Source organism: Rhodococcus sp. NPDC003318 (genome assembly GCF_042879035.1).
Lineage (GTDB): Bacteria > Actinomycetota > Actinomycetes > Mycobacteriales > Mycobacteriaceae > Rhodococcus_G.
This window is the reverse complement of sequence record NZ_JBIAOU010000001.1, coordinates 245,264-259,220: the sequence shown is the minus strand read 5'-3', so window position 1 is coordinate 259,220 and position 13,957 is coordinate 245,264. Positions and strand designations below refer to the sequence as shown.

Here is a 13,957-nt window from a genome sequence, read left to right as displayed (position 1 = left end):
ACGGCGATCATGCCGAGACCGAGGTCGACGTGCGGCCAGTTGTCGGCGGCGTTCACCGGAACGACGTTCGCAGTGTGCTCGTCGACGACCGTGCCGTGTACCCACGGGCGCCAGGTGGATGATTCCGCCGCCGACCGGGAACAGGTGCGCGGCCGCCTCCGCCTCGTGGCACGATCAGGGCGGCGGCAGCGACCTGATCTCCCCGCACCGCGAGTTCTCCGCAGTGCACGCGGAATCCGTTGTGTGCGAAAGGCGTTTCGGTCAGCGGGATGGGTCGGCGCTCGCGTCCACCGCGTCGAACGCCTGGAGCATCGTCCCGAACCGGGGCAGGTACGACGAGACGCCGGTGACGACGATGGTGTGCTCGACCCACGGTGAGGTCACCACGAGAACCATCTCGATCCCGGCGAGGGTGGTGCGGGCGCGTGCGTCCGACAGCGCGGCAGCTCCGCTGATCGCGAGGAAGTCCACCTCCGACAGGTCCACCACCAACCGGGGACAGCCCAGGCGGACCGCCGTGTCGACAGCGGCGGCGAAGTCGTCGACACCCGCGGCGTCGAGGGCTCCGATCGCGCGGACGACGGTGACGGTGGGCGGTCCGAGTAGCGGATGCCGGGTCTGGATCAGGGTGTGCAGCGGCATGGCCGACCTCGTTGTCGTCAGGAGATGCAGGTCTCGCGGGTGGACCGCTCAATCCGACCGCGATGTGGGTCGAACGGGCGACCCACGAAACGAACGGGTGACCCGACGGAAACGAACAGTTTGAGACCGTGGGTGCCCGCTCAGCTGAGCAGGGTGCTGCTCGGTGCCTCGCCGAACGCGGCCCGGTACTGCTCGCTGAACCGGCTCGTCCGGGAGAAGCCCCATCGCATGGCGACGGATGTCACGGTCGTGCCGTCACCGGGTTCGGCGTCCCGGAGTTGCCTGCGGGCCCGTTCCAGGCGCACCTGCCGCAGGTGCCGCGTCGGTGTCGTGTCGAGTTCGCGGCGGAACGCGAGCTGCACCGCCCGCACGCTCGACGACGCGGCGCGCGCGATGTCGGTGACTCCGATGTCGAGGTCGGCATTGGCCTCGACGAAGTCGACAGATCTGCGGAGAACCTCCGAACCGGTGGTGTCGCGGACGACGTCGGTGTCGGAGGTCGAGGTGTTCGGGAAGCTCGCGAGCAGGGCCGCTGCGAACATCCGTGCGGCGTTGCCGACGACGAGAGGATGAGCGTGTGCGGACCGGTCCGAAGCGATGTCCTCGAGCAGGAAGTCGACGACCCGGGCCAGCATGCGTCCCGCCGGGCCGGGAACGTCGAGACCCGTGAAGCGGACGTCGGCGCCGCCCTCGGCAACGCCGGCGACGCAGTTCAGGACGTGCTGGTCGATGCCGATCAGCTGGATGTCGCCGGTGTCCCACCCGGAGACGTACGGACGGTCCGGTGCGGCGACGAGGAACAGGTCGCCCCGCTTCGATCGCACCCAGCCGCCGTCGGTGCGCCGCTCGAGTCGGTCGCCCCGGTTCCGAGCGAGCAGCCAGCGCCCCAACGGCTCGACGTGGTGTTCGACCGACATCGTGTGCACCAGCGACGCCAGTGACAGCGGGCCGCATTCGAGGTGACGGTGCCGCATCCGGAATCCCTCGCGGCTGCCCCTGATTCGCATCGCGTTGTCGGAGTAGCGCTCGCGCAGGAACGCGTGAGCGTGTTCCGGGTCGCGGGTCTCGAACCGGTCGGAGTACGGATCGACGGTCAGCGTGGCCATCCTTCGAGCACGAGGAACTGACGGGGATGATTACCGAGGGTAACCACGTCACCGCGGCGGTGCCACGTGACCCCGCTGCCCCGCGGGGTGGTTTGGACTTCACCCGCCCGGGTAGTCCGGTGTACGAAAACCGGCTTCGATGCGCCGGTTCCGGACGGAGGAGCCGACATGGGTCGGCATCGGGGCCCGCACCGCGGTCCGCTGTCGGGCCGATGGGGGTTCGTGGCCTGTACCGCGGCTGTCGTCGCCTGCGCCGGCGTCCCGGGAGGGGCAGAGGGGGACCTCTCCCGGGCGGCGGGCGACTCGGCGTCCGCGCTGTCCGCCGCCCGACTCGCGCTGCAGCAGCACGGCGGAGGAGACACCACGGGCAACCACGCGGTCACCGTGGTCTCCGACGCCGTGAAGGAGGTGCTCGGCTCGTACGACACCGTGGCGGAACTCGAGGTCGCAACGGTCGACGAGTCGGCGCACCGCACCGTGCTGCTGGACCGGCTCGCCGATGCCACCGCCGTCCTCGCCGCCGCCCGGTCCCACGTCGACGGGCCGGCCACGGCGCCCGACGCAGCGACGCTCGACGCGGACCTGGCCGCGCTGACCGGCCTCCTCGCCGAGTTCGCGGACGGCGCGCGATGACGAAGGTGCTCGGTGTAGCGCTCGGAATCCTCACCGCGATAGGGGGATTCCTCGACATCGGGGACCTCGTCACCAACGCCGTGGTGGGGTCGCGGTTCGGTCTCGGTCTGGCGTGGGTCGTCGTCCTCGGCGTCGGCGGCATCTGCCTGTACGCCAACATGGCGGGCCGAGTGGCCGCGGCGAGCGGACGGGCCACGTTCGAGATCATCCGGGAACGGCTCGGTCCCCGGGCCGCGCTGGCGAATCTGGCGGCGTCGTTCCTGATCAACCTGCTCACCCTGACGGCCGAGGTCGGAGGTGTCGCCCTGGCGCTGCAGCTGGCCTCGGGTGTCGGCCCGCTGATGTGGTTCCCGGTCGCCGCGTTCGCGGTGTGGCTGGTCGTCTGGCGGGTGCGGTTCTCGCTGATGGAGGACGTCACCGGGTTGCTGGGACTGTGCCTGATCGTGTTCGCGGTTGCACTGTTCCTGCTCGGCCCGAACTGGGGCGAGCTGGCCGGGCAGGCGGTTCCGTCCGTTCCGGACACCGAGTCGGTCTCGACGTACTGGTTCTACGCGGTCGCGCTGTTCGGTGCCGCGATGACGCCCTACGAGGTCTTCTTCTTCTCCTCCGGCGCGGTCGAGGAGGGCTGGACGGTGCGGGACCTAGCCCGTTCCCGTGTGAACGTTCTGATCGGTTTCCCCCTCGGCGGTGTCCTGTCGATCGCCATCGCCGGCTGCGCGGCCGTGGTGCTGCTACCGCGATCGATCGAGGTCACGTCGCTGTCCGAGGTCGCGCTGACCGTCACCGCGGCGGGCGGAAAACTCGCACTCGCGTTTCTGATCGTCGGTCTGGTCGCGGCGACGTTCGGTGCGGCGCTCGAGACGACGCTGTCGGGCGGATACACCCTCGCCCAGTACTTCGGTTGGACGTGGGGCAAGTTCCGCAGGCCCGCCGACGCCGCCCGCTTCCACCTGTCGATGATGATCGCGCTGACGGTCGGTGTGGCGATCCTGATCACCGGGGTCGATCCGATCCTGGTCACCGAGGTGTCGGTGGTCTTCTCCGCGGTCGCCCTGCCGCTGACGTACCTGCCGATCCTGATCGTCGCCAACGACCCCGAATACATGGGCGAGCACGTGAACGGCCGGGTGGTGAACTTCTTCGCGGTCGCGTACGCGCCGCTCATCGCCGCCGCGGCGATCGCCGCGATTCCCCTGCTGATCATGACGGGAGCCGGATCGTGAACCACCGTGACACACTTCCCGCCGCGCCGATCCGCGGACGCCTGGTCGATGCCCGTCTGCACCTGCTCGACCGCCTGGTCGTCGACGTCGACGGCTCCCCGGTGACCGTGGTCGACGACATGGAATTGACAGGACTCGACGCGGGAGCGGACATCGACGTCGACTCGCCCGCACCGCGGCTGGACACCATCCTCAGCGGAAACGCCCTGCCCACCAGGATTTTCGGGGGTCGTCCGCCGCGATCACGCCTCGACGAGATCCGCTGGTCCCACGTCGACCGGATCGACGTCGCGGTGCACCTGAACGTCAGTGGTGAGTCGCTCGACCACCTGTGGGTCGAACGGTGGGTGCGCGACCACCTGATCGGACGGATCCCCGGAGGCCGGCATGCGCCTGAGTGACCTGATCGGCGCCGCCACCGTGGACGGGTCGGGCACCCGGATCGGCACGGTCGTCGACGTCCGCTTCGAGATCGGGGACGCGGGCCCGCCGACCGTCGTCGGCGTTCTCGTCGGCCCCCGGTTCGGCGGATCGTTCCTGGGTTACGAGCGTCGGCGGGTGCGGTCGCCGGCGCCGATCGCCCAGTTCCTCCGGTGGCGCGAACGGGGGGCCTTCCTGGTGCTGTGGCGCGACGTGCACCGAGTCGCGGACGGCTGCGTCACCCTGCGTGAGGGCTACACCCGGTACTCGCCGGTGCTGGCGTCACCCGGTTGAGCCGGAGCCGTGCGGGGTAGGCCACCGAACGGTGCGGAATCGAATCGGTGCGGAGTCGTCGACGAAGGGAGGGCGCGGTGACATGGCAGGGAAAGCGGAAGGTCAGCGTCGACACGGTTCCCGAGCCGAAGATCGAGGAACCGACCGACGCGATCGTGAAGGTCACGACGACGAACATCTGCGGGTCGGACCTGCACCTGTACGAGGTGCTGGCGCGTGCTCGACCTGACCGAGGTCGACGACATCGGTGCGGCGATCCGGGACCGGACGCACGGCCGCGGAACCGACTCGGTGATCGGCGTGGTACGGCGGCATGACCGATCCGCTGCCGATGCTGACCCTGTTCGACAAGCAGGTCACCATCAGGATGGGCCAGGCCAACGTCAACCGGTGGGTTCCGCAGATCATGCCGCTGCTCACCGATGGAGATCCGCTCGGCGTGGACACGTTCGCCACCCACACCCTGCCGTTGGCCGAGGCTCCCGGTGCCTACGAGATGTTCCAGGCCAAACGCGACGGCGCGATCAAGATCTCCCTGGTGCCGTGAGAGATCCGTCTCACTCCCGGTGCCGGTCGGCGCCGTCGCCGGCGTCGTCGTGGTGCAGTGCGTCGTGCAGGATTTCCTGCTCACGCACCTCCTGGTCCTCGACGTCGAGCAGTTCGTCGTGCGCCTCCTGCGACGAGTGGATCAGCTCGTCCAGTTTGAGGAGGATCGCATTGGACTCCCGGCGGGTGGAGTGCTGCACGACGAACAGCATGAACACGCTCACCAACGCTCCGATCGTGTGGACGAAATACGCCCAGCCCGGGGAGAACCCGAGCAGGCCACCGATCGCGAGGAGGACGACGATCGCACCGGCCGCCACGGTCGGTGCCCACGCCGAGCCGGCGACGCGGGAGGTCACCGTCGAGGCGCCGGCGAGACGGACCTCGACGGCGCGAAACCACCGCATCACCGGTGGTTACCCGAAACCGAAGGCGGGCAAACCGATTCGATCGGAACACCCGTGGGCCGCGGCATGAGGATCGTGGTCACCGGGGCGAGCGGCAATGTCGGCACCGCGCTGCTGACCGTCCTGGCAGCGCGGGCGGAGCACGAACTCCTCGCGGTGGCGCGCCCGGTCCCGCCGGCCGGTGCGAGGCAGCTGGATCGATCTCGCGTACACGACCCCCGTGCTGGACTGCGACCGGGCGGCGACGCCGGCGCGGGTGTGGGACGTGCTCGCCGACGGGTGGAGCCTTCCGAGCTGGGTGGTCGGGGCGTCCCGGATCCGCGCGGTGGAACCGGGCCGGCCCGCGGTGGGTACCTGCCTTCATCATTCGGTCGGGTTGTGGCCACTGCTCCTCGACGACGTGACCCGGGTCGAGAAGTCGGTTCCGGAGCAGGAACTGGTGCTGCACGCCCGGGCCTGGCCCTTCGGTGTCGCGGAGGTCGCGATCAGGATCGACACGGACGGGGACGGGTCCACCGTCGAGCTGCTCGAGCATGCGGTCACCGCGCCCACCCGGTGGATTCCCGACCGGATCCAGGAGACGGCCGTGCTGCCCCGCAACCGGGAGTGCCTGCGCGGACTGGTTCTGATCGCGGAGAGCGCGACCGGTGCCCGAACGGGCCGCCCGTGAGCGGGAACGCCGAAACGGTCGACTGTGCGGTGATCGGCGCCGGCCCGAACGGCCTCACCGCGGCCGCTCTCCTCGCCGCCGCCGGCTGGGACGTCGTGGTGCTCGAGGCCCAGCCGGAACCGGGTGGTGCCGCGCGCACGGCCGAGCTGCATCCCGGATTCCGGATGGACCTGTTCAGCGCCTTTCACCCGCTCGCCGCCGCGTCGCCGGTGTTCGAGGAGCTCGATCTGCGTTCTCACGGACTGTCGTGGGCTCGCGCCCCGTTCGCGTACGGGCACCCGACCGGGCCCACCGACGGGGACGCGGTGACGATGCGGCCCGACGCCGCGGACACGGCCGCCGATCTCGAACGCCGGTGCGCCGGCGACGGCGAGGCGTGGCTGCGCCTGCACGCCCAGTGGGGGGCGCTGCGGGAACCTTTGCTGCGGGCACTTCTCGGCCCGTTTCCGCCGCTGCGCGCACCGCTGACGGCGCTGCGCAGGATCGGCGGCGCCGAGGCCCTGCGCGTCGCGCGGATGCTGGCCCTGCCCGTCCGACGGTTGGGGGAGGAGCTGTTCGCGGGCGAGGGCGCGCGGCTGCTGCTGGCCGGCAACGCGGCACACGCCGACGTGCCCGTGACGTCGGCGGGTAGCGGTCTGATGGGCTACCTGCTGACGATGCTCGCCCAGGACCTCGGGTTCCCGGCACCGGTCGGCGGTGCCGGAGCCCTGACCCGGGCACTGGTGCGGCGCGCCGAAGCCGCCGGTTGCCGGGTCCGGTGCGGTCAGGAGGTCACCGGAGTCGAGGTGTCCGGTGGTCGGGCACACGCGGTGGTCACGGCCGGCGGCACCCGGGTCCGGGTCCGCCGGGCCGTGCTCGCGGACGTCTCGGCGCCCGCGCTGTACCGTCGGCTGCTGCCCGACGGGATCGTTCCGGGGCGGGTGCTGGCGGATCTGGGCCGCTTCGAGTGGGACACGCCGGTGGTCAAGGTCGACTACGCCCTGTCCGGCCCGATCCCGTGGCGATCACCGACCCTGTCCGGTTGCGGCGCAGTGCATCTCGGCGCGGACGGTGACGGCCTGGTCCGGTGGGGAGCCGACCTGGAGACGGGCACGGTGCCCCGCGAGCCGTTCGTGATCGTGGGCCAGATGACCACCGCGGACCCGGGCAGATCTCCCGAGGGTACCGAGAGTGCCTGGGCCTACAGTCATCTCCCGCGGGGAGTGACGCACGACGCGGCCGCCGACCTGCTCGCCCGGCGGATCGACGAGGTGCTGACCGCGCACGCTCCCGGTGTCCTCGACCGCGTGGTGTACCGGGGTGTCCAGCGGCCCGGCGATCTCGAGGCGGCGGATGCGAACCTCGTCGGTGGCGCGGTCAACGGAGGGACTTCGCAACTGCACCAGCAGCTGGTGTTCCGGCCGATCCCCGGCGTCGCGGGGGCGCGCACCCCGGTCGACGGCCTCTACCTGGCCAGTGCCGCGATCCACCCGGGCGGCGGCGTCCACGGAATGTGCGGTGCGCACGCAGCGTCGGCGGCGTTGACCGACGCCACGGTCGCCGGTCGGCTCCGCACGCGCGGACGTTCGGTCCTGCGGTCGTGGTGATGCGGCGGAACGAGCTGCTCCCGGTGCGGCTTCAGCCGGGCAGGGTTTCGCCGCCGATCGGCGCGAGCACTTCGCCCGAATAGTACGACGACATGGTTTCCGACGCGAAGAACACGTAGGAGGGGGCGATCTCGTCCGGTTGCGCCTCGCGCCCGAACGGGGCCTGGGTACCGAAGGACGCAACCCTCTCGGGGCCCATCGTGGCGGGGATGAGCGGCGTCCACACCGGCCCCGGTGCCACGCAGTTCACCCGGATTCCCCGTTCCGTCAACGACTGGGCCAGCGAGTACGTGAGCGCGATGACGGCGCCCTTGGTGGCCGAGTAGTCGATCAGCGTCTTGTTGCCGCGCAGCCCGTTGATCGAGGCGGTGTTCACGATCGAGCATCCGCGGTCCAGATGCCGCAGTGCTGCCTTGGTGACGTGGAAGAAGCTGTCGATGTTGACGGCGAAGGTGCGGCGCCACTGCGCGTCGTCGAGTTCGGTCAGATCGTCGACCGGATTCTGGTAGGCGACGTTGTTCACGAGGACGTGCAGTCCGCCGAGTTCGGTGACGGTCCGCTCGACGACGGTGCGGCAGTGCGCGGGGTCGGCGAGGTCGCCGGGCAGGGTGAGGCACTGCCTGCCCTCGGCGCGAACGAGTTCGGCGGTGTGCTCGGCGTCGTCCTCCTCGCTGAGGTAGGCGATCGCGACGTCGGCACCTTCCTTGGCGAAGGCGACGGCCACCGCGCGGCCTATGCCGGAGTCGCCGCCGGTGACGAGTGCCTTCCGCCCGTCGAGCAGGCCGCGCCCCCGGTAGTCGCGCATCTCGTCGCGGGGTTCCTCCGCCATCTCCGAGGTGGAACCCGGGTAGTCGATGGTGTGTGGCTGGTGCCGGTCGCTCATGGTTCCTCCGTCCGTCGTCGTCCGGGAGTGGTCAGTCCCGCGGCAGCAGGGTCCCCAGCGGTCCCAGGTCGATGTTGAGGTCCTCGGGTGTGAGTCCGAAATGGTCGCGCAGTTCGTCCATCTTCGATTCGAGCCGCATCAGCGTCAGGCCGATCCGCTCCACCTGGTCGTCGGTGAGATCGCCCTGGTCGACACGTCGCAGTGCCTGCCGTTCCATCAGTTGCCTGAGCAGTTCGACGAGGGTCAGGACGAGGGCGACGAGGCCGCGCTCGACGGATTCCGGGTCCGAGTCGATCCGCTGCGAGAGACCGTGGGGCTGCGGTTCGCTCATGCTTCGTCGTCCGTCCGGGCGGCAACCCGCACCGACGAGATCAGGGTGCGGAGGGAGATCCGGACCAGGTCGACGTCGGCGATGGACAGGGTGATGTCGCCCGCGACGACGACCCCGCCGGCGAGGACCCGGTCGAGGAGATCGACGAGCGCGATTCGGCGTTCGGGCGCCGGAGCAGGGACGTTCACGGCGTTTCCTCCTGACCGTTCTCGGCCATCCCGGTGAACGAGTACGGGGGCCAGGGGCCGGAGAGTTCGAGCCGCAGACGGTCGTGGGCGCGGTCCGAGTCCGTCACCGCATCGGTGAACTCCGCCGTCCGCTCCTCGTCGACGAGGTACGTGCCGTTCAGGGGCATCCACTCGCGGGTTCCGGTCAGTACCGGCGACGTGGGCGGCTGGCGCCTCGCCGCGGCGGCCACCCGCATCAGCACGGTGTGCACCTCGTCCGCATCGCCGGCGACCGCCTGGGCGAAGGCCTCCCGCGCGGTCAGTGCGTGCCGCCGCCGCGCCAGATAGCGGGCTCCCGGCCCGCCCGCCGCGCCGGACTCGTCGTCCTCGGCCGACTGTCTGTCGGGATCGGCGTACGCGCGCACACCCCATTCCGCGCGCCCGGCGACGCGACGCAGCGCGGCGTCGAATTCGGCACGGTGCTGCTCGAGCAGTGTCAGGACCCGGTTGTCGTCCGAGCACACCGTCGCCAGTCGCAGCGGAATCGTCGCGGTGCCGTGAGCGACCGCGGCGACGACGGCGTCGTGCGCCCGGGCCACGACTTCCAGCCAGTCGAGGTCCTCGAGGTGCCGATGCAGCGCGGCCGTACCGAACTCGTCGAGGCCGACGGTGCCCACGAACGCGATCAGGCCCTCGGAGTTCACGGTGCGTACCGGTTCACCGGCGACTCCGACCGGCAGCGTTGCGGGTTCGCGGGGGGACGCGGTGACGGCGTAGACCCACACCCCCGTGTCCTCAGCCGTCATCGCCCTCGTCCTCCACCGGTGTCTTCTCCCTCGGTGACTTCGCCTTCGGTGACGCCGCCGCCTTCGACGACACCGCCTTCGACGACACCGCCTTTCGTGACGACGCCGTCCGCGACACCGGTTCGGCCTGTGCACCGGACGCGTCGACGGCGGGGGTGCCCTCACCCGATTCGAGTTCGGCGACCCGTTCGCGGAGCCGACGGTTCTCGAGTTCGAGGTCCTCACTCGTACCGCTGAGCCACGGATCGTGTTCCCACCAGTTGATTCCGACGGCCTTGGCCGTCTCGAGCGAGGCGATGACCAGACGCAACTTGATGGTGAGCAGCTCGATGTCGAGCAGGTTCACCTGGATGTCGCCGGCGATGACGAGGCCCTTGTCGAGAACCCGTTCGAGGATGTCACCCAGATTCGTCGAGTGATGTCCGCCGCCGTAGGGTTCCGGTGCGACGCCACCGCCGCCCATGACGGTCACGATGTACCCCGGCCCGGATCGCTGGCACCCCGCGCGTAGCGACGGGTGCGGCTGTAGGACAGCAGTTCGCCACCGAGGTCGATCTCCACCTCGTACAGCGCGAGCATGTCCGCGGACGTCGGGATCCGTCGGTCCTCGACGACCTCGACCTCGACGAGCCACCCGTCGTCGGTCGGGGACACCGAGGTCGCCCCGACCGGCTCGCGGGTCGTGAGCTCGGAGATGTGCCGGATCGCGACCCCTGCGGCCTCGGCGGCCGACAGCGAGGTCGGTTCGGAATCTCGATCGTCGACGTCGTCGCCGATTCGTGAACCCTTGCTCACGGCTCGGTCACCCCTTCGGCGGGCCGCGGCGGTCGTCACGGTCGGTGTCGGTGTCGGTGTCACGGTCGGTGTCGGGGAGGTCGGCGGTCACGGTGGTCCGCTCGCGGACCGGAGCGAGCGAGAGACCCGCGATCGTCGAGAGCAGGCCCGTCATCGTCACGCCTCGGCCTCGTCCGGTGCAGGGGCGGCGACGAAGTCGTAGGCCGCCATCGGACCCACCACGCGCAGTTCGACGCGCTCCGACCAATCGTCCGCGACCGGCGACAGCGCGGACCCCAGGTCCTCCTCCGCGTCCAGCTTGATCAGCACCGCCAGGTGCACCGCGTCGAGGTCGTGGGTGGGGGGCCGGACCCGGACGTCGTCGGTGACCGATCGGACCGCCTCGACCACGGTCGCGGTGTCCGCATCACGCTTCGCGGTCACCGCATTCGAGACGAGTTCACCGAGGGCGATGCGGGCGTCGCGGCCGGCGTCCTCGGATACCTCCCGGATCTCGTCCCGCAGTCGCGCCGCGTCCTCGTTCTCGGAGAGAATCTCCTGGAGCACGGCGGATTCGTCGTAGCGGCCCTTGACCACGTACTGCGCCTTGCCCTCCACCTGATCGAGTGCGGTACGAAACTCGTCGTGATGCGGGGCCAGAAGTTCGTCGGTGACGGCGTCGGTGTCCGTCACGACGGCACCGAACTTCAGCGGCAGGACGGGGACGACCGCGGCGGCACCGTCGAGCAGGTGGGCGTGGGCCTCGAGGTCCTCCGGGCGTCCCAGTGGCCGGTCGATCCGCACCTCGCTCACCAGGGCCGCGATGTCCTCGTGTCGCACGGTGTCCACACCGGAAGGGGGATCGCCGACACCGGTGGCGTCGGGTTCGGCCTCGACGTCGGCGGGCACGATTCCGTAGACGTACACGGCGGTTTCGGTTCGGGCTTCCTCGGTTCGGGTGTCTTCCGGTGCCGCCATCATCGTTCCTCCTGCTTCCGTGACCGGTCTGCCTTGTCCCGGCGCGCATCCTGGATCTCACCGAGGAAGTCGGACACGGTCTCGCCCGCCGCTTCCAATGCGCCCTTCGTCTTCTGTTTGGATCCGCCCTGGGTGATGTCGCCGACGAGTCCGGGGAGCCCGACCGGTTCACTCTGCGAGATCTCCATGCGGTTCACGGCCTGGGCGAACCGCAGGTAGGTGTCGACGCTGGCCACGACGATGCGTGCATCGATGGTGACCAGTTCGATGCCGACCAGCGATGCCCGCACGAACGCGTCGATCACGAGGCCCTTGTCGAGGATGGTGTCGATGACGTCGGCCAGTCCGGAGGAGCTCGGCCGGGAGAGCCCTCCACCGCCGCCGCCCTGTGTGGCAATGGTCATTGTCGGGACTCCTGCTTCTGCTTACGGGATGGTGTCGACGCGGACGCCGCCCGCCGTCGCCGGCGTGGTGCCGGGCGGTCGGTGGATTCCGCATCCTCCGATGTGGCGGCGCGCTTCCTGGGCCGGGACTCGTCCCTGTCCTCGGGTTCTTCCCCGTGCTCGGACTCGTCCCCGTGCTCGGACTCGTCCCCGTTCTCGGGCGTGTCCTCGGATTCGTCCCGTTCGTCGTCGGAGCGTTCCTCGTCTTCGGTGTCGAGGTCTTCGGTGTCGCGGTCGGTCTCCTCGACGACCTTTCCGTCGTGGATCTCGCCGCGCCAGCCCTCGACGTCGTCGGGGTGCAGGGTGCTGTGGGTCATCACGTGGCGCTGGAAGTGCTTGAGTTCCAGGCGTGCACGGCGGCCCTGGGCGCGCCAGAGGTTTCCTGTCCTCTCGAACATGCCGTGGGGGTGGTACTCGAGCACCAGAATGATGCGGGTGAGTGACGGCCCGAGCTCGTGGAATGTGACGGCGCCGTCGATGAAACCCTTGGCGCCCTTGGACTTCCACACGATGTGCTCGTCAGGCACCTGATCGACGATGGTGGATTCCCAGGTCCGGCGCGACCAGAAGATCTTGGCCGTCCAGGCGAGTTTCTCGTCGGACTTCTGCTCGACCTGCTCGACCTTCTTCATGAAGGTCGGGAACTGACCGAACTGTGTCCACTGGTCGTACGCCACCTGCACGGGCACGCCGACGTCGATCTGCTCGACGATGTTGGTGAGCTTGATCTTCTTTCCGCCCTTGCCCTTCTTCCCCTTGCCGCCCGTGAAGGACTCCTTGACGGCGTCGAACTTCTCGAGCGCGAGGTCCTTGACGTTCGACAGTCCGGCTCCCATTGCCGCTTTCAGGGGTGACTCGCCACCGACGACTCTCCCGGTGACGGCACCGAGGAGACTTCCCCCGCCGCCTTCGGCGTAGTCGGTGAGCCGTTCCGCGGTTCCGCCCACCTTGTCGGCGACGGCGCTCACGGCACGCTCGGCCAGCGCACCGGTCAGATGCTGGAGTGACTGTTGCAGTGGCGTGAGTTCCGCCGCCGTGCCGGTTGCCTTCCTGCCGGCCTCGGTGGCCGTCGATCCGGCACCGGAGACGGCGGATCCCGCCTTGTCGACAGTCGACCGGAGCTTGTCGACGGCGCGTTCGGTTACGTTCACCACGGGACTCAACTCCCCGTCCGCCGGACCGGCGCCTTCGCGCTGGCCCGTTGCTTGGTCCGGGTGCGGGACGGTTCGTCGGACCGCGTCCGGCGAGGTCGCCGCGCCGCCCCGGTGTCGCGGTCGGCCGTGCGGCTGCCGCGCGACCGGGTGGATGAGCGGCGATCGTCGCTGCCGTCGCCGTCCTCGTCGCCGCCCCGGTCCTCGAGGTCGTCCTCGTCGTCGTAGTCGGCTTCGTCCTCGGGCTCCTCGTCGCCCTCGTAGTCGGCCTCGCCCTCGCCGGTGTCGTCGAGTTCGCCCTCGTCCTCGGGTTCGGCCTGGTCCTCGAGTTCGCCCTCGTCCTCGGGTTCGGCTTCGTCGCGGGGTTCGGTGTCGCGGCGTGTCCGTCGCCGGCTCGGCTTCGTGGTGTCCCGGGCGGGCACCTCGCCCTCGCCCTCGTCCTCGCCCTCCGCGGAGGTTCCGGTCGACTGGAGTCGGTGCGTCAGTGCGTCGATCCGGTTGGCTGCCGCGGTGATCGCGGCGGCGCGGGCTGCGCCGGCGAGGTCGCTGCGGACGGACTCGCCGATCTTCCCCAACTCGCCCGACGTTCCGAGTGCGTCGGCGGCCTGCCGGAGGAACTCACGCGGCGAACCCGGCAGCCGGCCGGTCATACTTCCGGCCGCGAGCATCATGGCGAGTTTCATCTTGTGGGTGCGGCCCAGTACGTACCCGGCCCCGACTCCCAGTGCGAGGGCGGTCTTCGTCGTGGACTTCATGGTCATTCCTCATTCCTCACCTGTCGGGGGTCGGACGCCACGCCCTCGAGTCCGACCACGCGCACAGAAGTTCCCCGGCCGGTGCCGCCCAAACGCGATTCCCGGAACATGTCTGCATCCGGACGAGGCGGGTTTCGCGCTC

At 70.0% G+C, this 13,957-nt stretch carries 19 protein-coding genes and 2 pseudogenes; 7 read left to right on the top strand and 14 right to left on the bottom strand.

All coding sequences use genetic code 11. From position 1 onward, the window contains the following. Positions 1 to 261: 261 nt before the first annotated feature. Both ACFYVR_RS01185 and ACFYVR_RS01180 read right to left on the bottom strand, forming a co-directional pair. Entirely contained in the window at positions 262 to 642 is a 381-nt protein-coding gene (locus tag ACFYVR_RS01185) for an STAS domain-containing protein (RefSeq protein ID WP_387468770.1), read from the bottom strand. 140 nt (positions 643 to 782) lie between these two features. Next, a complete protein-coding gene (locus tag ACFYVR_RS01180; RefSeq protein ID WP_387468769.1) occupies positions 783 to 1,748 on the bottom strand; it encodes an AraC family transcriptional regulator in 966 nt (321 codons plus the stop codon). A 168-nt stretch (positions 1,749 to 1,916) separates the two neighbouring features. Here ACFYVR_RS01180 and ACFYVR_RS01175 point away from each other — a divergent pair, with 168 nt between their 5' ends. From ACFYVR_RS01175 to ACFYVR_RS01155, 5 genes and pseudogenes are all read left to right on the top strand, one after another. Next, positions 1,917 to 2,381 (top strand): hypothetical protein, encoded by a 465-nt coding sequence (locus ACFYVR_RS01175; protein ID WP_387468768.1) that lies wholly within the window; start codon positions 1,917 to 1,919, stop codon positions 2,379 to 2,381. Then, positions 2,378 to 3,604: an NRAMP family divalent metal transporter gene (locus ACFYVR_RS01170; protein ID WP_387468767.1), complete on the top strand. Its 1,227-nt coding sequence runs from the start codon at positions 2,378 to 2,380 to the stop codon at positions 3,602 to 3,604. Before ACFYVR_RS01175 ends, ACFYVR_RS01170 begins: the two co-directional genes overlap by 4 nt. Continuing rightward, complete coding sequence (locus tag ACFYVR_RS01165) at positions 3,601 to 4,005, top strand: hypothetical protein (protein WP_387468766.1); 405 nt, start codon at positions 3,601 to 3,603, stop codon at positions 4,003 to 4,005. The genes ACFYVR_RS01170 and ACFYVR_RS01165 overlap by 4 nt, the downstream gene beginning before the upstream one ends. After that, the gene (locus tag ACFYVR_RS01160) at positions 3,992 to 4,318 is read left to right on the top strand and encodes a PRC-barrel domain-containing protein (protein ID WP_387468765.1); all 327 of its coding nucleotides are present in this window, start codon (positions 3,992 to 3,994) and stop codon (positions 4,316 to 4,318) included. The genes ACFYVR_RS01165 and ACFYVR_RS01160 overlap by 14 nt, the downstream gene beginning before the upstream one ends. Positions 4,319 to 4,597: 279 nt before the next feature. After that, positions 4,598 to 4,865, top strand: a pseudogene (locus ACFYVR_RS01155) (glutathione-dependent formaldehyde dehydrogenase); the annotation flags it as partial. Positions 4,866 to 4,875: 10 nt separating this feature from the next. Here ACFYVR_RS01155 and ACFYVR_RS01150 read toward each other — a convergent pair. Next, positions 4,876 to 5,271, bottom strand: coding sequence for a low affinity iron permease family protein (locus ACFYVR_RS01150; RefSeq protein ID WP_387468764.1), 396 nt, complete (start codon positions 5,269 to 5,271; stop codon positions 4,876 to 4,878). A gap of 181 nt (positions 5,272 to 5,452) precedes the next feature. Between ACFYVR_RS01150 and ACFYVR_RS01145 the strand changes: the two genes are divergently transcribed. Beyond that, positions 5,453 to 5,941, top strand: coding sequence for an SRPBCC family protein (locus tag ACFYVR_RS01145; RefSeq protein ID WP_387468763.1), 489 nt, complete (start codon positions 5,453 to 5,455; stop codon positions 5,939 to 5,941). Then, the gene (locus ACFYVR_RS01140) at positions 5,938 to 7,527 is read left to right on the top strand and encodes a phytoene desaturase family protein (protein WP_387468762.1); all 1,590 of its coding nucleotides are present in this window, start codon (positions 5,938 to 5,940) and stop codon (positions 7,525 to 7,527) included. The genes ACFYVR_RS01145 and ACFYVR_RS01140 overlap by 4 nt, the downstream gene beginning before the upstream one ends. Before the next feature lie 31 nt (positions 7,528 to 7,558). Here ACFYVR_RS01140 and ACFYVR_RS01135 read toward each other — a convergent pair whose 3' ends face one another. The 11 genes and pseudogenes from ACFYVR_RS01135 to ACFYVR_RS01085 all read right to left on the bottom strand — a co-directional run bounded on the left by ACFYVR_RS01135 (position 7,559) and on the right by ACFYVR_RS01085 (position 13,815). Continuing rightward, positions 7,559 to 8,410: an SDR family oxidoreductase gene (locus ACFYVR_RS01135; RefSeq protein WP_387468761.1), complete on the bottom strand. Its 852-nt coding sequence runs from the start codon at positions 8,408 to 8,410 to the stop codon at positions 7,559 to 7,561. Positions 8,411 to 8,441: 31 nt separating this feature from the next. After that, the gene (locus ACFYVR_RS01130) at positions 8,442 to 8,741 is read right to left on the bottom strand and encodes a gas vesicle protein K (RefSeq protein WP_387468760.1); all 300 of its coding nucleotides are present in this window, start codon (positions 8,739 to 8,741) and stop codon (positions 8,442 to 8,444) included. Continuing rightward, a complete protein-coding gene (locus ACFYVR_RS01125) occupies positions 8,738 to 8,929 on the bottom strand; it encodes a gas vesicle protein (RefSeq protein ID WP_387468759.1) in 192 nt (63 codons plus the stop codon). The genes ACFYVR_RS01130 and ACFYVR_RS01125 overlap by 4 nt, the downstream gene beginning before the upstream one ends. Then, positions 8,926 to 9,714, bottom strand: a complete 789-nt coding sequence (locus ACFYVR_RS01120; protein ID WP_387468758.1) for a GvpL/GvpF family gas vesicle protein — start codon at positions 9,712 to 9,714, stop codon at positions 8,926 to 8,928. The genes ACFYVR_RS01125 and ACFYVR_RS01120 overlap by 4 nt, the downstream gene beginning before the upstream one ends. Before the next feature lie 136 nt (positions 9,715 to 9,850). Next, positions 9,851 to 10,186 (bottom strand): annotated as a pseudogene (gene gvpJ / locus ACFYVR_RS01115) (gas vesicle protein GvpJ); the annotation flags it as partial. After that, a complete protein-coding gene (locus ACFYVR_RS01110; protein ID WP_387468757.1) occupies positions 10,183 to 10,509 on the bottom strand; it encodes a gas vesicle protein in 327 nt (108 codons plus the stop codon). The pseudogene gvpJ (ACFYVR_RS01115) and the gene ACFYVR_RS01110, both read right to left, overlap by 4 nt. A gap of 7 nt (positions 10,510 to 10,516) precedes the next feature. Next, positions 10,517 to 10,663 (bottom strand): hypothetical protein, encoded by a 147-nt coding sequence (locus tag ACFYVR_RS01105; RefSeq protein ID WP_387468756.1) that lies wholly within the window; start codon positions 10,661 to 10,663, stop codon positions 10,517 to 10,519. A 2-nt stretch (positions 10,664 to 10,665) separates the two neighbouring features. Further along, on the bottom strand, positions 10,666 to 11,469 hold the full coding sequence (locus ACFYVR_RS01100) for a GvpL/GvpF family gas vesicle protein (RefSeq protein WP_387468755.1): 804 nt from the start codon (positions 11,467 to 11,469) through the stop codon (positions 10,666 to 10,668). After that, positions 11,466 to 11,870: a gas vesicle protein GvpJ gene (gene gvpJ / locus ACFYVR_RS01095; protein ID WP_387468754.1), complete on the bottom strand. Its 405-nt coding sequence runs from the start codon at positions 11,868 to 11,870 to the stop codon at positions 11,466 to 11,468. The genes ACFYVR_RS01100 and gvpJ (ACFYVR_RS01095) overlap by 4 nt, the downstream gene beginning before the upstream one ends. After that, positions 11,867 to 13,063, bottom strand: coding sequence for an SRPBCC family protein (locus tag ACFYVR_RS01090; protein ID WP_387468753.1), 1,197 nt, complete (start codon positions 13,061 to 13,063; stop codon positions 11,867 to 11,869). The genes gvpJ (ACFYVR_RS01095) and ACFYVR_RS01090 overlap by 4 nt, the downstream gene beginning before the upstream one ends. Before the next feature lie 5 nt (positions 13,064 to 13,068). Then, on the bottom strand, positions 13,069 to 13,815 hold the full coding sequence (locus ACFYVR_RS01085) for a hypothetical protein (RefSeq protein ID WP_387468752.1): 747 nt from the start codon (positions 13,813 to 13,815) through the stop codon (positions 13,069 to 13,071). Positions 13,816 to 13,957: the final 142 nt, after the last annotated feature.